General features: G+C 70.8%; 17 protein-coding genes, 2 tRNA genes and 1 riboswitch. Of the genes, 10 read left to right on the forward strand and 9 right to left on the reverse strand.

The features are described from left to right. Positions 1 to 41: 41 nt before the first annotated feature. The 4 genes from ACFWBQ_RS17365 to ACFWBQ_RS17380 all read left to right on the forward strand — a co-directional run bounded on the left by ACFWBQ_RS17365 (position 42) and on the right by ACFWBQ_RS17380 (position 3,943). Complete coding sequence (locus ACFWBQ_RS17365) at positions 42 to 1,598, forward strand: amino acid permease (RefSeq protein ID WP_385489108.1); 1,557 nt, start codon at positions 42 to 44, stop codon at positions 1,596 to 1,598. 92 nt (positions 1,599 to 1,690) lie between these two features. Then, positions 1,691 to 1,764 (forward strand) — tRNA-Lys (locus ACFWBQ_RS17370). Positions 1,765 to 1,870: 106 nt separating this feature from the next. Then, positions 1,871 to 2,158 carry a hypothetical protein gene (locus tag ACFWBQ_RS17375; protein WP_385489111.1) on the forward strand — a complete coding sequence of 96 codons (288 nt, stop codon included), beginning with the start codon at positions 1,871 to 1,873 and terminating at the stop codon, positions 2,156 to 2,158. Between the two features lie 441 nt (positions 2,159 to 2,599). Beyond that, complete coding sequence (locus tag ACFWBQ_RS17380; RefSeq protein ID WP_385489114.1) at positions 2,600 to 3,943, forward strand: ABC transporter substrate-binding protein; 1,344 nt, start codon at positions 2,600 to 2,602, stop codon at positions 3,941 to 3,943. Between the two features lie 78 nt (positions 3,944 to 4,021). Here ACFWBQ_RS17380 and sigJ read toward each other — a convergent pair whose 3' ends face one another. Further along, positions 4,022 to 4,906 carry an RNA polymerase sigma factor SigJ gene (gene sigJ, locus ACFWBQ_RS17385; RefSeq protein WP_385489117.1) on the reverse strand — a complete coding sequence of 295 codons (885 nt, stop codon included), beginning with the start codon at positions 4,904 to 4,906 and terminating at the stop codon, positions 4,022 to 4,024. A gap of 107 nt (positions 4,907 to 5,013) precedes the next feature. Here sigJ and ACFWBQ_RS17390 point away from each other — a divergent pair, with 107 nt between their 5' ends. After that, the gene (locus tag ACFWBQ_RS17390) at positions 5,014 to 5,784 is read left to right on the forward strand and encodes an SDR family oxidoreductase (RefSeq protein ID WP_385489119.1); all 771 of its coding nucleotides are present in this window, start codon (positions 5,014 to 5,016) and stop codon (positions 5,782 to 5,784) included. Here ACFWBQ_RS17390 and ACFWBQ_RS17395 read toward each other — a convergent pair. The 4 genes from ACFWBQ_RS17395 to ACFWBQ_RS17410 form a co-directional block, all read right to left on the reverse strand. Continuing rightward, positions 5,781 to 6,002: a hypothetical protein gene (locus tag ACFWBQ_RS17395; RefSeq protein WP_385489122.1), complete on the reverse strand. Its 222-nt coding sequence runs from the start codon at positions 6,000 to 6,002 to the stop codon at positions 5,781 to 5,783. The two genes, ACFWBQ_RS17390 and ACFWBQ_RS17395, sit on opposite strands and share 4 nt — an antisense overlap. A 111-nt stretch (positions 6,003 to 6,113) precedes the next feature. Then, the gene (locus ACFWBQ_RS17400; protein WP_385489124.1) at positions 6,114 to 6,284 is read right to left on the reverse strand and encodes a hypothetical protein; all 171 of its coding nucleotides are present in this window, start codon (positions 6,282 to 6,284) and stop codon (positions 6,114 to 6,116) included. A 206-nt stretch (positions 6,285 to 6,490) separates the two neighbouring features. After that, the gene (locus ACFWBQ_RS17405) at positions 6,491 to 7,876 is read right to left on the reverse strand and encodes an FAD-binding oxidoreductase (RefSeq protein ID WP_385489127.1); all 1,386 of its coding nucleotides are present in this window, start codon (positions 7,874 to 7,876) and stop codon (positions 6,491 to 6,493) included. Between the two features lie 229 nt (positions 7,877 to 8,105). Further along, positions 8,106 to 8,420, reverse strand: coding sequence for a hypothetical protein (locus tag ACFWBQ_RS17410; RefSeq protein WP_385489129.1), 315 nt, complete (start codon positions 8,418 to 8,420; stop codon positions 8,106 to 8,108). A 214-nt stretch (positions 8,421 to 8,634) separates the two neighbouring features. Here ACFWBQ_RS17410 and ACFWBQ_RS17415 point away from each other — a divergent pair. The 5 genes from ACFWBQ_RS17415 to ACFWBQ_RS17435 all read left to right on the forward strand — a co-directional run bounded on the left by ACFWBQ_RS17415 (position 8,635) and on the right by ACFWBQ_RS17435 (position 13,448). Next, a tRNA-Met gene (locus ACFWBQ_RS17415) sits at positions 8,635 to 8,708 on the forward strand. A gap of 113 nt (positions 8,709 to 8,821) precedes the next feature. Beyond that, a complete protein-coding gene (locus ACFWBQ_RS17420; RefSeq protein WP_385489132.1) occupies positions 8,822 to 9,568 on the forward strand; it encodes a MerR family transcriptional regulator in 747 nt (248 codons plus the stop codon). 131 nt (positions 9,569 to 9,699) lie between these two features. Then, the gene (locus ACFWBQ_RS17425; RefSeq protein ID WP_385489135.1) at positions 9,700 to 10,857 is read left to right on the forward strand and encodes a PP2C family protein-serine/threonine phosphatase; all 1,158 of its coding nucleotides are present in this window, start codon (positions 9,700 to 9,702) and stop codon (positions 10,855 to 10,857) included. A gap of 234 nt (positions 10,858 to 11,091) precedes the next feature. Beyond that, positions 11,092 to 11,244, forward strand: a riboswitch (cyclic di-AMP (ydaO/yuaA leader). 11 nt (positions 11,245 to 11,255) lie between these two features. After that, complete coding sequence (locus ACFWBQ_RS17430; RefSeq protein WP_385489138.1) at positions 11,256 to 12,296, forward strand: M23 family metallopeptidase; 1,041 nt, start codon at positions 11,256 to 11,258, stop codon at positions 12,294 to 12,296. 207 nt (positions 12,297 to 12,503) lie between these two features. After that, entirely contained in the window at positions 12,504 to 13,448 is a 945-nt protein-coding gene (locus ACFWBQ_RS17435; protein WP_385489140.1) for an aldo/keto reductase, read from the forward strand. A gap of 13 nt (positions 13,449 to 13,461) precedes the next feature. Here ACFWBQ_RS17435 and ACFWBQ_RS17440 read toward each other — a convergent pair whose 3' ends face one another. From ACFWBQ_RS17440 to ACFWBQ_RS17455, 4 genes are all read right to left on the reverse strand, one after another. Continuing rightward, positions 13,462 to 14,964 (reverse strand): PrsW family intramembrane metalloprotease, encoded by a 1,503-nt coding sequence (locus ACFWBQ_RS17440; RefSeq protein ID WP_385489143.1) that lies wholly within the window; start codon positions 14,962 to 14,964, stop codon positions 13,462 to 13,464. A 157-nt stretch (positions 14,965 to 15,121) separates the two neighbouring features. Then, positions 15,122 to 15,949 carry a tRNA (guanosine(46)-N7)-methyltransferase TrmB gene (gene trmB / locus ACFWBQ_RS17445; RefSeq protein ID WP_385489146.1) on the reverse strand — a complete coding sequence of 276 codons (828 nt, stop codon included), beginning with the start codon at positions 15,947 to 15,949 and terminating at the stop codon, positions 15,122 to 15,124. Next, positions 15,942 to 17,198, reverse strand: a complete 1,257-nt coding sequence (lhgO, locus tag ACFWBQ_RS17450; RefSeq protein WP_385489148.1) for an L-2-hydroxyglutarate oxidase — start codon at positions 17,196 to 17,198, stop codon at positions 15,942 to 15,944. Before lhgO ends, trmB begins: the two co-directional genes overlap by 8 nt. Before the next feature lie 134 nt (positions 17,199 to 17,332). Then, positions 17,333 to 18,826, reverse strand: a complete 1,494-nt coding sequence (locus ACFWBQ_RS17455) for a sporulation protein (protein ID WP_385489151.1) — start codon at positions 18,824 to 18,826, stop codon at positions 17,333 to 17,335. Positions 18,827 to 19,408: the final 582 nt, after the last annotated feature.

Genomic DNA, 19,408 nt, shown 5'->3' on the forward strand with positions numbered 1-19,408 from the left:
GGGGCGCATGCCGTGCCCCCGGCGAGGGCATCGCTGGGGGCATGACAAACGACGAAGCAGCGGTCGCGAAGCCCCCACCGGATGTCTCATCAGGTCCCCCCGCCCCCACCACGGACGAGGAGCGGCTGGCCCAGCTCGGTTACACCCAGGTGCTCGCGCGCCGGATGTCCGCCTTCTCCAACTACGCCGTCTCGTTCACGATCATCTCGGTGCTCTCCGGCTGCCTGACGCTGTACCTGTTCGGCATGAACACCGGCGGCCCGGTCCTCATCACCTGGGGCTGGGTCGGCGTCGGCCTGATGACGCTGTTCGTCGGCCTGGCGATGGCGGAGATCTGTTCGGCGTACCCGACGTCCGCCGGCCTGTACTTCTGGGCCCACCGCCTCGCCCCGCCGCGCTCTGCGGCGGCGTGGGCGTGGTTCGCGGGCTGGTTCAACGTGCTCGGCCAGGTCGCCGTCACCGCCGGGATCGACTTCGGGGCGGCGTCCTTCCTCGGGGCGTACCTGAACCTCCAGTTCGGCTTCGAGATCACGCCCGGCCGTACGATCCTGCTCTTCGCCGCGATCCTGGTCCTGCACGGGCTGCTGAACACCTTCGGCGTCGGCATCGTCGCCGTCCTCAACAACGTCAGCGTCTGGTGGCACGTCGTCGGTGTCGCCGTCATCGTCGGCGCCCTCACCTTCGTACCCGACTCGCACCAGTCGGCGTCGTTCGTCTTCACCGAGTTCGTCAACAACACCGGCTGGGGCAGCGGCTTCTACGTCGTGATGATCGGCCTGCTGATGGCTCAGTACACCTTCACCGGATACGACGCCTCCGCCCATATGACGGAGGAGACCCACGACGCGGCCGTGGCGGGCCCGCGCGGCATCGTGCAGTCCATCTGGACCTCCTGGATCGCCGGCTTCGTGCTGCTGCTCGGCTTCACCTTCGCCATCCAGTCGTACGACGGCGCGCTGAGCTCCCCGACCGGCGCACCACCCGCCCAGATCCTCCTGGACGCGCTCGGCGCCACCACCGGCAAGCTCCTGCTGCTCGTCGTCATCGGCGCCCAGCTGTTCTGCGGCATGGCCTCGGTCACCGCCAACAGCCGCATGATCTACGCCTTCTCGCGCGACGGAGCCCTGCCCTTCTCCCGCGTCTGGCACACGGTCAGCCCCCGCACGCGCACCCCCGTCGCGGCGGTCTGGCTGGCCGCGCTGGGCGCCCTGGCGCTCGGACTCCCGTACCTGATCAACGTCACCGCGTACGCGGCCGTGACGTCCATCGCGGTCATCGGCCTCTACATCGCCTACGTCATCCCCACCCTGCTCCGCCTGTTGCGCGGCGACGACTTCACCCCGGGCCCCTGGCACCTGGGCCGCTGGTCCCGCCCCATCGGCATCGTCGCGGTGGCCTGGGTCGCCGTGATCACGGTGCTGTTCATGCTGCCCCAGGTGTCCCCCGTCACCTGGGAAACCTTCAACTACGCCCCGCTGGCCGTCCTGGTGGTGCTCGGCTTCGCAGCCACCTGGTGGCTGGCATCGGCCCGCCACTGGTTCCTGAAACCGGCCGATCCGGATCACAAGGCCGCGATTGCGGACGAAACGGAGGGCTGACTCACCCGGCCCCCGGCACGACAGGGCCCGGCACCCGATACCCGATCGGCTGCCGGGTCCGGGCGGGCTATGCTCGGGGGGTGATCGCTCAGGGGCCGTTAGCTCAATTGGTCAGAGCAGCGGACTTTTAATCCGTTGGTTGTGGGTTCGAGTCCCACACGGCCTACCTGATGCGGGGCGAGGGAACACCCTCTGACCTGCGGCTCAGCGCCTCGATCGGCTTCGGCCGGTCGGGGCGCTCCGTCGTTTCCGGCCTCTGGCATGAGTGATGCGTGAGCGGATGGTCCGACGGCAGGCGCTACGGAGGGGCCGCGCTCCGCGCGCTGAGCGATCCCCGCCCACCCGCTCGCGTCCTGAGTGCCCGCAACCAGCACACCGGCCGCCACATCGAACCCAACCACCCCGCCGAACCCAACCACCCCGCCGAAGCCGCCCGTCGACGCTGCCGCCGCCGCGACAGCGGAGTCCCGTCCCACGGGCCCGCCCCGGAGTCGGGCCGGCGCTTCGCGCTGTCGTCGGCGGGTGTGTCCGGAGGCCCGGTAGGACCCGGCCGTGCGTGAGCGGAGGGGCTTCGTGTTCCTGCTCCCGGCCCGGTGTCTGACGTTCCCGCAGGCACGTACCTCTCCCGGGCCCGCGGGAACTTCTTTTGTCCAGTGCATTGACGGCGGCACGAGGCCGACTTACCTTCATCGCGTTGTTCTTCGTATGTCATATATGAGACGCGATACGAGAGATCTGAGATCTGCCATGCAGACAGGCCCGAGCCCGGTCCCCTCCCGCACCGGACGGCTGCGCCGCGAGCAGGCGCCGAAGCCTCCGGCCGGTTCGGGCAGACGGCCGGGGCCCTGTGCGACGTGGACGTCGCCTGCCGCGCGGGGCTGACAGACCACCATCCGATTCCCCCGACGGCGCCCCGAGCGCGTCCCGTACGGCTTCGGCCTGCGGCATCCCGCTCGCCCCGGGGATCCCTGACAGTGAGCACTCAGAGAAGAGAGCCGACCATGAGCAAGCACCGCAGCCGCCGCCTCGCCTCCGCGATCTCCCTGGTTTCCGCCCTGGCTCTGACCGCCACCGCCTGCGGTGACGACGGCAGCGGTATGGCCGGCGCGACGGGCAGCGAAGGCACGGGTACCGGAAGCATCGTTTTCTGGGACGAGAACGGAGGGGTCCGCACAGCGGTCTGGAAGGAGATCATCGCCGACTTCGAGAAGGCCAACCCGGATCTCGATGTGGAGTACGTGGGCCTGGCATCCACGGAGGCGCAGTCCAAGTACGACACCGCCATCCAGGGCGGCGGTCTGCCGGACGTCGGTGGTGTGGGGGCGGCGATGGTCGCCGGCATCGCCGCGCAGGACGCGCTGGAGCCGTTGGACGAGCGGTTCGCAAAGAGCAGCCTCAGCGGCAAGCTCAACGAGGCGATGATCGAGAACGTGAAGTCGGCCGGCGGCCGGGACGCGATGTACACGGTGCCGATCTCCGCCACCAACGGCGTCCTGTACTACCGCACCGACCTGTTCGAGAAGGCCGGCCTGGGCGAGCCCGGCACCTGGGACGAGTTCTACAAGGCCGCCGCGAAGCTGACGGACAAGAAGAAGAACGTGTTCGGGTACACGATCCGCGGCGGCCCCGGCTCCATCGCCCAGGCGCTGGACGCGATGTACGGGCAGTCCGGCATCGACTCCTTCTGGGACGCGGCCGGGGAGAGGACGACGGTCGACGACCCGAAGAACGTCGAGGCGCTGGAGAAGTACGTCGGCCTGTACAAGAAGGCCACTCCCGCGGCCGACCTCAACAACGACTTCACCAAGATGGTCGCCCAGTTCGACTCCGGCGACATCGGCATGCTCAACCACAACCTGGGCTCCTACCAGGACCACATGGGCACGCTCGGCGCCGACAAGTTCCGCGGCATCCCGCAGCCCGAACTGGCCGACGGAACCAGGGTGATGGTCTCCAACCCGGTCTCCGGTCTCGGCCTGTTCAAGTCGTCCGAGCACAAGGCGGCGGCCTGGAAGTTCATCGAGTTCGCCGCCTCCCACGCAGCGAACTCCAAGTTCAGTGAGTCGGCGGGCCTGATCCCGGCCAACGAGGAAGCTGCCGGGGACGCCTGGATCGACAAGGCCGAGACCACGAAGCTCGGCGCGGAGGCGCTGTTCTCGGGCAACACCAAGATCGTCCAGCTTCCGTACTACCTGCCCGACTGGAACACCCTGTCCAAGGCGGACAGCGAGGCGAACTTCCAGAAGGTACTGCTCGGCAAGATGAGCGCCGAGGAGTTCCTGGGAGCCCTGGCCGAGCGGCTCAACGAGGCTCAGGCGGAGTGGAAGCAGCAGCAGGGCAGCTGACACCCGGCCACTCACCCGGCCACTCACCCGACCACGAGCAGGGCGCCCGGCCGCGAGCAGGGCGCTCTGCCGTTCCCGTCAGTCGTCCAGGACCGTCAGATCGAGCCTGCGCAGTCGTTCCGGGTCGGACAGTACGTCGATGGCCATGATCCTCCCGTCCGTGACGGTGAAGCCCATGACCGACAACGGCTTCCCGTGCGCGGCGACCACGACACCTGCTGCTCCGTTGACCAGCGCCGGCCGGGCGAACGGGGAGAGCTGTCCGAACGTCAGCGCCTGTGAGGCCACGGTGTGCGCCCCGGTGAGGACGGCCGTGTGGCGGGCCTGGGCGCCTCCGCCGTCGGACCGCAGGACGACGGCGGGGTCCAGTACGGCGACGAGTCCGTCGAAGTCGCCGTCGCGGGCGGCGGCGAAGAAGGCGTCGACGACCTCGCGCTGGCGCGTGGGATCGGGGTCCGGGACCGGGGCCTGCCCCTGTACCCGGCGGCGTGCGCGACTCGCGAGCTGGCGTGTCGCGGCGGGCGACCGGTCGATCATCGGGGCGATCTCCGCGAACGGCATCGCGAACATGTCGTGCAGCACGAACGCGAGCCGTTCGGCCGGTGCCAGTGTCTCGAGCACGACCAGCAGTGCCAGCCCGACCGAGTCGGCCAGCAGCGTTTCCTGCTCGGGGTCGCCCCCGGACACGGGGCTGATGACCGGGTCGGGCACGTGCACGTCCAGCGGGTCCTCACGCCGGTGCTCGCGCGAGCGCAGCATGTTCAGGCACACGCGCGCCACCACCGTGGTCAGCCACGCGCCGAGGTTCTCCACGCTTCGGGTGTCGGCGCGGCCGACGCGGAGCCAGGCGTCCTGCATGGCGTCGTCGGCCTCGCTCACCGAGCCGAGCATGCGGTAGGCCACCGCCTGCAGCCGGGGACGGTGCTCCTCGAAACGATCCGTCAGCCATTCGTGCTCGTCCACCCGGTCACATTCCTTCCTCGCGGCGGGTCATAGCAGTAGACCCACGAAACAGGGTTGATGTGACCCGGGAGGACGGCTTCCGGGCCGCACCCGAGTTTGGAGAGATCATGACATCACCCATCCTGGTCACCGGCGGCACGGGCACCCTGGGGCGCCTCGTGGTGCCGTTGCTGCGGCAGGCGGGCTGTGAGGTACGGGTGCTGAGCCGGCACCCTCACGAGTCCGGGGACGAGGGCATCGAGTACGTGACCGGTGACCTGCTCAAGAACGAGGGCGTCCAGGCCGCGGTGGACGGCGCCGAGATCGTCCTGCACCTCGCGGGCGGCCCCAAGAGCGACGACGAGGCGACCCGGAACCTGGTGCGGGCCGCCTCGCACGCCGGGGTGCGGCACCTCGTGTACATCTCGGTCATCGGGGCGGACCGGGTCCCGCTGGGCTATCTCAGGGCGCAGCTGGAAGCGGAACGGGCCGTGACCGGGTCCGGCCTGCCGTGGACGGTGCTGCGTGCCGCCCAGTTCCACGACCTGACCCTGGCCGTCGTACGGAAGATGGCCGTGCTGCCCGTGGTTCCCGTCCCCGGCGGGCTCAGGCTCCAGCCCGTCGATCCGCACGACGTGGCTGCCCGGCTCGTGGAACTGGCGCTCGGTGTGCCCGCCGGACGGGTGCCCGACCTGACCGGGCCCACGGTGTACGACATGTCCGGCCTGATCCACGGCTATCTGCGGGCACGGGGCAAGCGCCGGATGACGCTGCCCGTCCGGATGCCGGGAAAGGCCGGCCGCGCCTACCGTGCCGGCGAGAATCTGTCTCTCGACGGGACCGATGTGGGCGGGCGGACGTGGGAGGACTTCCTGGCGGAGCGCGTGGGCAGGTCCTAGTCGAGGCCCTCCGCCCGCAACGCGTACATCAGGAGGAACGTCCGGTACGTGTCGCCTGCCACGTCCAGACAGATGTCGGGCCGCAGGGTGGCGGTCGACGTGTTGTCGAGGGCACGCTGGCAGGCCGCTTCGGTCTCGGCCTCGGACGGCATGCTCGAGAGGTACGCGGCGAGCAGAAGGGCCGCTGCGAGGGCGACGACGGCGATACGGATGCGCATGGTCTCCCAACGACCATGCGGCCCGGCCGGTCACTCGGGACCGTGGCTCACCGTGCCCCGCTGCTCACCCGGCTCCGCGGTTCACCCCGGCCCGCCGCTCACTCCGGACAGTCACTCACTCGGTTCGTCGAGGAGCGGCGGCAGATCGGGCTCGATGAACAGGCCCGCGTACTGAGGTGAAGGAAGGGGGACGGCCGTGCCCGGGGCGGCGAGCTGCGCGCCCGTGTCCGCGGCCGTGCCGTTGGAGTGCCGCTGCGTCGTGCGTGCGGGCATGTCGGTCATCGAGTGTCCTTGTACGTAGGTGTGCGGTGAGAGCCCCGTGACCGAGCCGATGGTGTGATGCCGGACTGGTCCCGACCGGTACGGCGACGATGTGCCGCTTCCGGTGTCGCGCCGCTCCGGGGGCGGCCGGATCATCATGCGGTGCATGCAGACTGTAACCCTCGGAGCACGGCTTTCCCTCTGTATTGCCGTGGCCGATGTGAGGGTCAGTGGCCCGGGTTGGGCCCGATGTTCTGGTTTGCGTGGAAGAGGTTGTGCGGGTCGTAGGCCTGCTTGATCTCCGCGAGCCTGTCGTAGTGGCCGCGATAGGTGCCCCGGACCCGGTCCTGGGACTCGCCGGCGCCGAGGAAGTTCACGTACCCGCCGCCCATGGAGTACGGGTGCAGCGCCTCCCAGTAGTCCACGGCCCACTGGCGCAGCACCTCTGCGCTGTCCGGGTCGGGGTCGATGCCGGCGATGACGCCGGACCACACGGCGTCGCGGTAGGCCCATGCGGTGTCGTCGGCCCCGACACGGCTCGCGGCCGCGTCGACGGGGTAGAGGTGCATGGTCGACAGGCCGGTGGGGAGAGCTTCCGCGAACCTGGCGTGTACGTCGACGGCCTCGTCCGTGATCCGGTCGAAGAAGTCGCCGCGCCAGTACCACTGGAGGCCCGTGGGTATCAGCTCGTCGAACAGGGCCTGCAGGGCCGGGTAGGGCATCGGCGTCGTGAAGTGGAAGGCGGGCTTTCCCGGTTCGTTCACGACCGCGAGGGTCTCGCCCAGGGCGTCCGGGTCCGCCGTCGAGGACCAGATGACGCCGCACATCTTCTGTCCGTGGATCTCCTCGGGGAACGGGGGGCCGGGCGGGACGGTCAGCGACGCGAAGAAGCCGTACAGGTCGTCGGGCGCCTGCGGCAGGAACTCGCGGTACCACCGCATCACGTCGGGGAGGAGGTCCATCGGCCACACGGTGATGGCGACACCCACGGTGTCCACGGGGTGCAGCTCGAAGTCGAACGACGTGACGATGCCGAAGTTCCCGCCGCCGCCGCGCAGGGCCCAGAACAGGTCGGCGTTCTCGCTCGCGTTCGTCGTGACGAAGCTGCCGTCGGCCAGGACGACGTCCGCGGACACCAGATTGTCCGCCGTGAGGCCGTACTTACGGGTGAGGTAGCCGTGTCCGCCACCGAGGGTGAGGCCTCCTACTCCCGTCGTGGACATGATGCCCGCCGGGGTGCCGAGGCCGAACGCGTGGGCGGCGTGGTCGAGATCGCCCAGCTTGGCGCCGCCGTCGACCTGTGCGGTCTGGGTGGCCGGGTCGACGCGTACGCCGCGCATCGGCGACAGGTCGACCGTGACGGCGTCCTCGACGAGGCAGAGACCCGGGCCGCTGTGCCCGCCGCCCCGCACGGCCACCTCGAGGCCGTGCGTGCGTACGAAGTCGACGGCTGCCATGACATCCGCCGTGTCGTGGCACCGGACCACGGCCGCCGGTCTCCGGTCGATCATGGCGTTGTAGATCGTGCGGGCCTGCGTGTACTCCGGGTCACTGGGGCCGATGACCGGGCCGCGTAGTTCGGTCCTCATCGTTTCGAGTGTGCTGCCGTCCATGACCGTCTCCTTGCCGTAACGCGTGCCGCACGCTGCCCGGTCCGCCTGTGCCGGACTTTCGGTGCGGGTGTGCGCCGGCGCTCCGGCAACCTCGGTCGCAAGCGGAAGCGGACACCGCAGGACTGATAGGTCCAGCGTCCCGCCGGTTGCGGGGGTGCGCATTCCGGCCCGCCCGCGCATACGGGGGCATACGCACCGTGCCGCAGATGCCTCCGGGCGGGCCGGGGAGTCAGGCGTTCCGGGCGGACCCGGCCCCGGTGTTCTCCGCCGCGACCGCGTCGGCCTCCGGCGCTGCCGCCGCCTTGCGCATGTGCATCATCAGCCCGATGAACCCTGCCAGGAACCCGCTGATCAGACCCGATATCGCGTGGTTCACCGCGTTGACCGACGCGCTGCCCGGCATGCCGATGACCAGGTAGTTGACGGCGGCGCTCATCACCGCCCCGAACACGCCGCCGAGGACTCCACTGATCAGGGATCCGCGCAGGGGTGACGGCGCCGGGGAAGGGGAAGCAGTGCGGGCAGGTCTGAGTGGTGTGGTCATGTCGGGGGCCCTCCAGGCAGGCGGTGACGCAAGATCGGGGAGATGCGGCAACATCTTTGGGTAAAGCGCCACTCATGGCAACTGCCTGATTTATACGACGCGTTGACGTCCTTTGCCGTGCGGAGGACGCCCCTGCCGGGGCGGTGGGCCGGGGGTCGCCGGCGTACGTGGTCGGGACCCCCTCCCGGATGGCGTAGTGTTGCACTCACAACGGCGCGGGGTGGAGCAGCTCGGTAGCTCGCTGGGCTCATAACCCAGAGGTCGCAGGTTCAAATCCTGTCCCCGCTACTGAAGACAGAGGCCCGGATCCTTTTGAGGATCCGGGCCTCTGTCGTATGCCGCCGTACGCCACAGCTGCCGTGCTTGACCTTGACGCAACGTAAAGATCTAGCGTTCACGGCATGGAGTGGTCCATCCAGGAAATCGCCAGAAAGGCCGGCACCACGAGCCGCACGCTCCGGCACTACGGAGATCTCGGTCTCCTCGTGCCGAGCCGGATCGGGTCCAACGGCTACCGCTACTACGACCAGGACGCCCTTGTCCGGCTGCAGCGCATTCTGCTGCTGCGGGAGCTGGGTCTCTCGCTGCCCGCCATCAAGGACGTACTGGAGGGGCAGCGGGACACCTCCGTGGCGCTCCGGGCCCATCTGTGCCTGCTGGAGCAGGAGCGGGAGCGCATCGGGCGGCAGATCGCCTCGGTGCGGACCACTCTCCACAAGACCGAGGAGGGAAGAGAGCTCATGGCCGAGGAAGTGTTCGACGGCTTCGATCACACGGTGTACGAGCAGGAGGTCACCGACCGCTGGGGAAGGGAGGCGTACGAGAAGGGCGACCGGTGGTGGCGTTCGCTGAGCCGGGCGGAGCGCGACAGTTTCCAGGGCGTGCACGAGGCCATCGCCCGTGACTACGGGCAGGCCAGGGCCGCGGGCATGGACCCGGGCAGCGAGACGGTGCAGGACATCGCGCGGCGGCACTGTGCGTGGCTGTCGGTGACCATGACGGCCACCCGGTCGTACGTGATCGGCCTCGGAGAGATGTACGCCGCCGATCCGCGCTACGGGAAGAACTACGATCGGTACGGAGACGGCACCGCCGTCTTCGTACGGGATGCATTGACGATCTACGCGCAGGGCACGCTCTCCGACTGACCATCGGAGTGCGGCGCTGGGGCGCTCCTCCCTTTGGCCGATGACGAGTCGCCGCACGGCGCGGCTCCGGCCAGCCTGGGCGGAGCGCGGTACCGTCCGCAGCCGTGGGCGGACCGGGCAGGAGTGCACAGGTGGGGAAGCGGGAGAAAGGGCGCGGCGGAGCTGCTGGAGGCGCCCGCGCCCGGCGGTTCGTGCGTATGCTGCCCGCCCTGATGATCGTGGGCGGGCTGGTCTTCGACCTCGCCACGCCGCCCGCGGTCAGTGCCGTCCCCCTGTTCGCCGCGGCCCCGCTGATCGCCGCGCCGTTCTTCTCGCTGGCGAGCACGATCCGTACGGGTGTGGCCGCGATTCTGACGGTCCTGGCCATCCGGATCGACGACGGCACGATCTCGGATGTCGCCCCGGTCACCGAGCTGCTCACCCTGGTCACCGTTTCCGTGCTCGCCCTCGTCATCAACGGCGTCGTCCGGCGCAGCAACGACCAGCTGGCCTCGGCCCGGGTCATCGCGGAGACCGCGATGCGCGCGGTGCTCCCGACGCCGAACGACCGGATCGGCGGGCTGCTGGTCGCGGCGCGGTACGAGGCGGCGCAGGCGGACGAGTTCGTCGGCGGTGACCTGTTCGCCGTCGCGGACACCCCGCACGGGGTGCGGCTGGTCGTCGGGGACGTACGGGGCAAGGGGCTGGCCGCCGTGGAGGCGGTGGCCGTGGTGATCGGGGCGTTCCGGGAGGCCGCCGAGCAGGAGTTGTCGCTGGAGGGGGTGGCGCAGCGGCTGGAGCGGGCGCTGGCGCGGGAAGGGACTCGGCGCGGCGGGCTCGACTCCATGGAGGGGTTCGTCACCGCTGTGCTCGCCGAGATCCCGGCCGGTTCGGGCACGTTGCGGATCGTCAACCGCGGTCACCCGGAGCCGATCCTGCTGCACGCGGACGGGGCGCTCGAGGTGCTGGCGCCGACCGTGCCCGCGCTGCCGATCGGGATGGACCTGGGGGTGTGGCCGGACCGGTCGGACGAGTGGGAGCTGCCGGCCGGGGCGACGCTCCTGGTGTTCACGGACGGCCTCTCCGAGGCGCGGGACGCGGACGGGGCCTTCTACGATCCTGCGGCCCGGCTGCGCGGCCGGATCTTCCCGGGGCCCGACGAACTGCTCTCCGCGCTCACCGACGACGTACGGCTGCACACGGGCGGCCGTTCCACGGACGACATGGCACTGCTCGCGGTCGGCCGGCCGGCCCGGGGGCAGCCGGAGCGTCGGACGACTGTGAAGATCGTGGGGCGGGGCGATGGATGAGCCGTTGCCACGGTGTGTAGTCGAAGGACACCGCTCCGCATAACATTTGACGCAACGTCAGAAACTGATGGCTGGGCGGGGGGTGCTCAACTCGCCCGATTCGGGCCGTTAATTCCCTGAAAGTCCACGTCAAAGTCGGGAATGATCAACGGCAACAGCTTGGAATCGGACCCGGGTGTCTATTAACGTTCGATAACGCAGCGCGGTTGTCCCAGTCGTCGCAAGAGGCGGCACCGTGCGCGAGCGCCGAATTCCGCAAGGGAACCGGGGAACCACCTACATGGGGTGAATCGGTCACCTGTGTCTCGTGAGAGACAGAGAGGCCCGTAGGAGACCTTCCTGCTCCGAACCCGTCAGCTAACCCGGTAGGCGAGAAGGAAGGAAAGGAGTGCGCCCACGTGGCGTCCAATCAGCCTGCCCCCGAGGCCCCGTCACCCTTCAGGTCCGACATCGTCGGTGACGAGGACAGGACGTGGGAGGAATGGAACCCCACCGAGGAGTCCATCCGTCCCGTACGCGGCAGGCACCGTGTAGCCAAGCAGCGCGGCCTCGCCCGTAGCTCCACCGTCCTCGGCGTCGGCGTCATCGCGGCCGTCGGTGCGGGTGGCATGGCCACCGCGCAGAGCAAGCCGCCGGTCTCCATCTCTCTTCCCGATTCCATCGCGGACAATCTCCCCGACGCCAAGTCCCTTCCCGGCGTGAGTGCTTTCCTGTCCGACGACTCCGACGCCGACAACGGGACCGTCGCCGCGTCCTCCCCGCTCACCACTGCCGGCATCACGGCCGCCGAGGCCGAGCAGGGCACCACCGACGCCGGTGAGGCGCTGCGTGCCCGCATCCTCCAGCAGGCCGAGCAGCAGCAGGCCGGAGCCGAGGCCGAGTCCCAGGCCGCGGAGGAGAAGGCGGCAGCCGAGGAGGCCGCGGCCCAGGCCGCGAAGCAGCAGAGCGAGGCCGAGGCGAAGGCCGCCGCCGAGAAGAAGGCGGCGGAAGTCGCGGCGAAGAAGAAGGCGGAGGCCGAGCGTCTTGCCAAGCTCGCCGCCAGCTACGCCATCCCGACATCCTCGTACACGATCACCTCGACCTACGGCCAGGCCGGTTCGATGTGGTCCTCCGGCTACCACACCGGTCTCGACTTCGCGGCCCCGACCGGCACCCCGGTCAAGGCCGTGCACAGCGGCACGGTGAAGTCGGCCGCCTACTCGGGTTCGTACGGCTACCGCACGGTCCTGGAGCTCGACGACGGCACGGAGATCTGGTACTGCCACCAGTCCTCGATGGACGTCACCGCCGGCCAGCGGGTCACCACGGGCGACACCATCGGCCGCGTCGGCGCCACCGGCAATGTGACGGGTCCTCACCTCCACCTGGAGGTCCACACCGCGGACGGCTCGGGCGTCGACCCGATGAGCTGGCTGCGCGGCAAGGGCCTCACGATCTGACGTCTCCTCGGCAAGGGTCTCTCGATCCGAAGTCTCCTCGGAGCTTCGGTCGAGCCCTTGCCGATCCTCCGCCGTGCGAGTGCGCAGGCGGACGGCCCACTGAACCCCGGCGGCCCTGACGCACACCCCCCGACGCCAGGGCCGCCGGTCTGCCGGTGACCCGCAGTCACAGGAATAGTCGCCTGAGCGGACTGGTTTGTTCCAGGTATGACTTCACTGCGCACACTCGGTTCCTCGAGCCTCCAGGTCTTCCCGCTCGCACTCGGCGGCAACGTCTTCGGCTGGACGGCCGACGAGGACGGGTCCTTCGCCGTCCTGGACGCGTACGCCGCGGCCGGCGGCAACTTCATCGACACCGCCGACTCGTACTCCGCCTGGGCCCCGGGCAACGAGGGCGGCGAGTCGGAGACGATCATCGGCACGTGGCTGGCGTCCCGCTCCAACCGCGCCGACATCGTCGTCGCCACCAAGGTCGGCGCCCACCCCGAATTCAAGGGACTTTCCGGCGCGACCATCAAGGGTGCGGCCGAGGCCTCGCTGAGCAGGCTCGGCACCGACCACATCGACCTCTACTACACACACTTCGACGACGAGACCGTCCCCGTCGAGGAGATCATCACCGCGCTCGACCAGCTGGTGAAGGAGGGCAAGGTGCGTGAGATCGCCGCCTCCAACATCAGCCCCGAGCGGCTCCGGGCCTCCCTGGACTTCTCCGAGCGCGAGGGCCTCGCCCGCTATGTCGCGCTGCAGCCGCACTACAACCTCGTCTCGCGCGGCACCTACGAGGGCGAGCTCCAGGACACGGCGGCCGCGGCAGGACTCGCCGCCGTCCCGTACTTCGCACTGGCCTCGGGCTTCCTCACCGGCAAGTACCGGCCCGGCACGGCGGTCGAGAGCGCGCGGGCCGATGGTGCGGCCCGGCACCTGGAGTCGGAACGCGGCCGCAAGGTGCTCGCCGCGCTCGACAAGGCGGCCCAGGAGCACGACGCGGAGATCGCCACGGTCGCGCTGGCCTGGCTGGCCGCCCGGCCGACCGTCGCCGCGCCGATCGCGTCCGCCCGCACGGTCGCTCAGCTGCCCGCACTGGTGGCGGTGGCCGGCCTGCAGCTGACCGACAAGGAGCTGGCGGAGCTCACGGAGGCATCCGCCTGACGCCTCGCCGTGGCTACGCGGGGGGTACGGGGCGGCTGCCCTGCTGGTGGCCGTCGTCCAGATACGGGTTGTACCCGCCGTAGTGCCGGTGCGGTGCGGGGACCTGCTGCGGGTACGGGGCGGGCTGCTGCTGCGGGTACGCATCCGGCTGCGGGAACCTGCGGGGGGACGGGACCGTGGCCGGGCCCATGGGCGCCGGGCCGCGGTGGGCGCGGAACCGGCCCGTCGCACGGGCCGCGTACGTCAGGGCAGGGCCCGCGACTTCCCGGCGCTGCCACAGGTGGTGCAGCAGCTCCTGCTCGCGCTCGGCGAAGTCCGGGCCGGGTGTGTCGCGGCGGGCCCTGCGGCGCAGCACCGCCAGGGACGTCGCGAACGCCTCGTACTCCGCGACCGCCTGTGCCGCGGCCTTGCCCCTGGTCCGGTCGTGGATTCCGTGCCAGTGCCGCGCCATGTCGCGCGCCATGCCCCTGGCCCGCATCGAGGCGAGCGCCAGTGGCTCGGCGGGAGTCAGCCAGCCGGCCGCCGCGTAGACGGGCAGCTCGGTGGCCAGGGTGCGCAGTTCGCGTTGTCGCGTCCAGATGGCCAGCCAGGTCACCAGGCCGAAGGCCGGCATCATGAACGCCCCGTACACCGCGTAGAAGCCGTAGGGGCCGAAGGTCGACGAGCCGTTCCACAGGGCGTGCATGCCCATGGCGAGGAGCAGGCCGAGCAAGGGCAGCAGGATCCGGCGCACCCGGTGGCGCCGCCCGGCCAGCGCGGCGACTCCGAAACCGATACCGGTGAGCACCGTGAACAGGGGATGCGCGAACGGCGACATCACCACCCGTACGAAGAAGGTCCCGGCCGTCACCGACGCGAGGCCCGTGGTGCCCAGCTGCTGGTCCTCGCCGAAGGCGGTGCCCAGGTAGAGGATGTTCTCGGTGAAGGCGAAGCCGGTCGCGGTGAATCCGCCGACCACGATGCCGTCCACGACACCGCTGAACTCCCGTCTGCGGAACAGGAAGATCAGCAGAACGGCGGCGGCCTTGGCGCTCTCCTCGACGACCGGGGCGATCACCGTGGCCCCCAGGGTGTCGGCGCTTGCCGGGTCGGCGGTGGCCGTGGCTATCCAGCGGGTCGCGAACGTATTCGCGATGATCGCCACCAGTGCGGCGGCGCACGCCCCCCAGGCGAAGGCGAACAGCAGATTGCGCCAGGGTCCGGGCTCGACCCGGTCGAGCCAGCGGAACGCCGCCATCAGCAGCGGCACGGGCAGTACGGCCAGCCCCAGCCCGACCAGGAACCCCTCGGTGCCGGTCTGTTCGCGGACCATGGACAGGATCAGCAGACCGCACAGAGCGAGCACGACGATCACCGTGCCGGCCCGGAATGTCTTGCTGCGCCACACCATGCCGACGCGGCGCGGCCGGTAACGCCACTGGCCACGCTCCGGGACGGCGCCCAGGAACTCGTCGAGCCGCTGCTCCTCGAGAACCGGGACGGCCGGCTGCTGGTGCTGTACGAACCCCTCGGACACCCGATGACCCTAACGAGGAGGACTGACACCTGGCCATGGTGCCCAGCGCCCGGCACCGTTCAGTGGCTGATCAGCGACCCCCGGCGGCAACCGGAGCAATCGGCTGCGCCCCGGGGCAACCGGCGGCAACCGGGGGTACGTAAGTAGTCCCGCCGGCTCACCGGCGGGTGAACAGCACGTCCTGCACGACGTGTCCCTTGTCCAGGCCCTGCCCCTCGAAGCGGGTCAGCGGCCGGAACGCGGGACGTGGCGCGTAGCCGCCGTCCGCCTGTGTGTTCTCGAACAGGGGGTGCGCCGTCAGCACGTCCAGCATCTGCTCCGCGTACGGCTCCCAGTCCGTGGCGCAGTGGATCACCGCGCCCGGCTTCGTCCGCTGCGCCACCAGATCGAGGAACTCGGGCTGGATGAGCCGGCGCTTGTGGTGCCGCTTCTTGGGCCAGGGGTCGGGGAAGTACACCCGGAGCCCGTCCAGCGCCTGTGGCTCCAGCATCTCGCGCAGCAGGATGATCGCGTCACCGTTGGCGACCCGGATGTTGGACAGACCTGCCCGGTCGGCGAGACCGAGCAGATTGCCCTGGCCCGGGGTGTGCACGTCGACGGCCAGAATCCCGGTCCCGGGGTCGTCGGCCGCCATCTGCGCGGTGGCCTCGCCCATGCCGAAGCCGATCTCCAGGACCACCGGGAGACCGTCGAACAGCGCGGGCAGATCGAGGACGTGGAGGCCGTCGATGTCCAGGCCCCACTTCGGCCACAGCCGCTGGAGGGCGTCCTCCTGGCCCGCGGTGACCCGGCTGCGGCGCGGCTGGAAGCTGCGGATCCGGCGCTCGTGGTGCGATCCTGCCGGGTCGGCAGCGGGTCCGCCGGGAAAGCGCGGCTCCTGGCGCAGCCTGCGCTGCCGCTCGAAGGAGGCGGCGCGCAGTGCCTCGGCATCCGCGTCCGCGGGGACGCCGGGCGTCTTGGGGGTGGGGTTCACAGACTCAGACACAATGCCCCGATTCTACGGCGGGCGGCTTCCAGCCCGTCGCGCGAGCCCGCAGCAGAGCCCGTCGCGCCACCTCCCTCCCGATGGGCAGTGAGGCCGTGGCCGCGGGCGACGGTGCGTTCAGTACGTGCACGGTGTGCGGCGCCTCGCGGATCAGGAAGTCGTCCACCAGCGTGCCGTCCCGCAGCACCGCCTGGGCCCTGACCCCGGCCGGGGACGGCCGCAGATCGTCCTCCGTCACCTCGGGCAGCAGTCGCTGGACGGCCCGGGTGAACGCCTTTCTCGACAGCGATCTGTGCACCTCGCCCGCCCCGTACCGCCAGTGCTGCCGGGCGATCCGCCAGGAACCCGGCCAGCTCAGGGTGGACGCCAGTTCGCGGGGGCGGACGACCGGCCAGCCGTATCCCTCGCGCGCCAGCGCCGGCACCGCGTTCGGCCCGACGTGGACCGCGCCGTCGGCACCCCGGGTCAGATGGACCCCGAGGAAGGGGAACGCCGGGTCCGGCACCGGATAGACCAGGCCACGCACCAGCTCCGGCCTGGCCAGCTCGTAGTACTCCCCGCGGAACGGCACGATCCGCACCCCGGGGTCGTCGCCCGCGAGCCGTGCCACCCGGTCGCAGTGCAGCCCCGCGCAGTTGACCAGCACACGGGCGCGGACCACCTGCCCGTCGGCCGTCCGCACGGCCACACCCCAGGGGCGCCGGTCCACAGCGACGACCTCCGCGCCGAACCGGACCTGCCCGCCCGCCCCGCTCACCTCGGCCGCGAGCCGTGCGGCCACCGCCCCGAAGTCGCACACCCCGGTCGTCCCGACCCGGATCGCCGCGAGCCCGCGGACCTGCGGCTCGTACTCCGCGATCTGGGCGGGGCCGAGCTCCCGGACCGGCAGTCCGTGCTCCCGCCCCCGCTGGACCAGGCTGTGCAGGCGGGGCAGCTCGCCGCTGCCGGTCGCCACGATCAGCTTGCCGGTCACGGCGTGCGCGATGCCGTGCTGCGCACAGAAGTCGACCATCTCCGCGGCGCCCCGCACGGCGTAGCGCGCCTTGAGGGAGCCAGGGGGGTAGTAGATGCCGCTGTGGATCACCCCGCTGTTGCGCCCCGTCTGATGGCGGGCGGGGCCCCACTCCTTCTCCAGCACCGTGACCCGGGTGCCGGGCGCGGTGCGCGTGATCGCGTACGCGGTCGACAGACCGACGATCCCGCCGCCGATCACCAGCACATCGCAGTCGTACGCCGCGTGCGTCATCATCACGCCACCTCCCACCCCGATAGTGCACTGACCCACTGACAACGGGCTCAAACCAGCGGAGCCAGGGGCGTGGCGCGTCATGGCCCCGAGGCCGTCCCCGGGTCCGGGCATACCGGGGCGTTACGGCGTTGCGCCTAGGCGGGGGCCCCCAGAAGCGGACGGGCCCGCTCCCGGAGCTCGGCGACGCGGGGTTCGTCCCCGTACGGTTCGAGGCGGTGCAGCAGATCGCGTACGTACTCCGTGGTGCGCGCCGAGGAGATGCGCCCCGCCACCTCGACCGCCCGCGTCCCGGCCGCACACGCCGCGTCCAGGTTGCCCGACTCCAGTTCCGCGACGGCCGACACGACGAGCCGCAGCCCGTGGGAGCGGACGAATTCCTCGGTCGGCTTGGACAGGGCCTGTTCGGTGAAGCGCCGCGCCTGCCGCGGGGCCTTCAGGTCGCGATAGCACTCGGCGGCGTCGGCGGCGAATCTGTCGTACGAGTAGAAGCCGAGCCACGACGGGTCGGCATCGCCGGCCCGGGAGCGCTCCAGCCAGCTCTCGGCCGCCTTGAGTGCCGCCCCCGCGGCCGGTGCGTCGCTCGCCTTCGCATGGGCGCGCGCCTCCACGAGGCGGAAGAAGCTCATGGTCCGGGCGGTGGCGAGCCCGCGGTTGCGCTCGACCGCCGCCTGCGCCAGGTCCACGCCCTCGTCGGCGAAGCCGCGGTAGGTCGCCTGCAGGGACATCGACGCCAGTACGTATCCGCCCAGCGGTACGTCGGCGGCGGCCCGGGCCAGCCGCAGTGCCTGGATGTAGTAGCGCTGCGCGGCCTCCTGCTGACCGGTGTCGAACGCCATCCACCCGGCGAGCCGGGTCAGCTCGGCCGATGCGCCGAAGAGCGCCCGGCCCACCTCGTCGCTGTACGAACCGAGGAGCAGAGGTGCTGCGTCGACGCGTAAGCACTCCGGAACCATGGAGGAACGCCAGTCCCCTCCGCCGTACTTGGAGTCCCAGCGGCGGGCGTCCTGGGCCGCCTCGCGCAGCTTGGCGACATCGCTGTGGCCGACGCGCAGGGGCGAGGCGTCGGACGACGTGTCCGGACCCGGCTGGACGGGCACCCCGCCCTGCGCCCCGGGTGCGCCCGGGGCGCCGAGGATCGCGGCCTCGGCTGTCGTCGAGTCCCGCGCGACCGACGGATCGGCGGGGGTTATCAGCCATCGGGACGCGGGCGTCGCATACGCGCTCACGGCGAAGGAGCCTGCCAGCGACTGCCAGATCCCGCCGCCCCTGCGCCCGGCCGGATCCAGCCGGTACAGATCCGTCGCCGACCGCACGGCCTCACCCACATCGCGCGGGAAGGCCAGCCCGACCTCCGGCGCCGGGTCGGCGTCCGCGAGCCCGATCTCGTGCAGCGGCACGGGGCGGCCGAGTTTGGCCCCTATCGCCGCGGCGATGAGATGGGGCGCGGCACCCTGCGGCACCATGCCCTTGGCGACCCAGCGGGCCACCGAGGTCTTGTCGTAGCGAAGTGTCAGACCGCGCTGCGCTCCGAGGTCGTTGACCCGCCGGGCGAGCCCGGCGTTACTGATTCCCGCGAGGGCGAGAACTGTGCCGAGCTTCTCGTTCGGCCCGCGTTGCTCCCTGGACATGCGCCACCCCTCGACACACAGACGGCAGCCGCGTCACCGTGAGGCGCGCGGCATTCGTACCGTGTTCTCCCCAGGTACGGTCCCGGGCACTCCGGCCGCACACGCATTTGGCCGAGCCCCGTGGAATATGCCGCCCTGCCGAGAACATCAGTAAACCCAGCGTAGTTCGCCGCATCCCTACCGTTAAGGGGCAGACGTCCGTATGGCGGGAATGTTGTGCGTCCGGGCGGACTGTGCGGCCCTTGCCCGTCCGGGTGCCGGACGCGCGCCTGGGGTGCGGGCGGTGCGCCGAGCGGGGCCGCGGTGCGGCGGCGGACGTGTCCGCCGTGCTCCTGGTGTGTGGCCGTGCGCCCGGCCGTGCGCTCTGGTCCGGCCTGTGCGGAAGCACTTCCATGGGTGCTGCGTGGGTCGGCCCGCTGCACTGGACTCAGCGGGCTGGGGGAGACCGCCGCCCCAATCCCCGCGGGCGGCGAACCGGTCCGGGAGGTGGCGAACACCTCCCGGACTGTGCGTTGAAGGGCAGGCAGGCAGGGGCCGGACACGTCGGGCCGCCCCGACGGGGGGGGGGCCCGCCCCCCGGGA

Source organism: Streptomyces sp. NPDC060035 (assembly GCF_042736635.1).
GTDB lineage: Bacteria > Actinomycetota > Actinomycetes > Streptomycetales > Streptomycetaceae > Streptomyces.

What these genes read in the sequence shown, in the direction of transcription:
- ACFWBQ_RS17410 (WP_385489129.1), bottom strand. Translation starts at nt 8,420, where the DNA reads ATGACCACACCACTCAGACCTGCCCGCACTGCTTCCCCTTCCCCGGCG.
- ACFWBQ_RS17435 (WP_385489140.1), top strand. Translation starts at nt 12,504, where the DNA reads ATGACTTCACTGCGCACACTCGGTTCCTCGAGCCTCCAGGTCTTCCCG.
- ACFWBQ_RS17455 (WP_385489151.1), bottom strand. Translation starts at nt 18,826, where the DNA reads ATGTCCAGGGAGCAACGCGGGCCGAACGAGAAGCTCGGCACAGTTCTC.
- ACFWBQ_RS17380 (WP_385489114.1), top strand. Translation starts at nt 2,600, where the DNA reads ATGAGCAAGCACCGCAGCCGCCGCCTCGCCTCCGCGATCTCCCTGGTT.
- ACFWBQ_RS17390 (WP_385489119.1), top strand. Translation starts at nt 5,014, where the DNA reads ATGACATCACCCATCCTGGTCACCGGCGGCACGGGCACCCTGGGGCGC.
- ACFWBQ_RS17420 (WP_385489132.1), top strand. Translation starts at nt 8,822, where the DNA reads ATGGAGTGGTCCATCCAGGAAATCGCCAGAAAGGCCGGCACCACGAGC.
- ACFWBQ_RS17395 (WP_385489122.1), bottom strand. Translation starts at nt 6,002, where the DNA reads ATGCGCATCCGTATCGCCGTCGTCGCCCTCGCAGCGGCCCTTCTGCTC.
- ACFWBQ_RS17405 (WP_385489127.1), bottom strand. Translation starts at nt 7,876, where the DNA reads ATGGACGGCAGCACACTCGAAACGATGAGGACCGAACTACGCGGCCCG.
- ACFWBQ_RS17365 (WP_385489108.1), top strand. Translation starts at nt 42, where the DNA reads ATGACAAACGACGAAGCAGCGGTCGCGAAGCCCCCACCGGATGTCTCA.
- lhgO (WP_385489148.1), bottom strand. Translation starts at nt 17,198, where the DNA reads ATGATGACGCACGCGGCGTACGACTGCGATGTGCTGGTGATCGGCGGC.
- ACFWBQ_RS17400 (WP_385489124.1), bottom strand. Translation starts at nt 6,284, where the DNA reads ATGACCGACATGCCCGCACGCACGACGCAGCGGCACTCCAACGGCACG.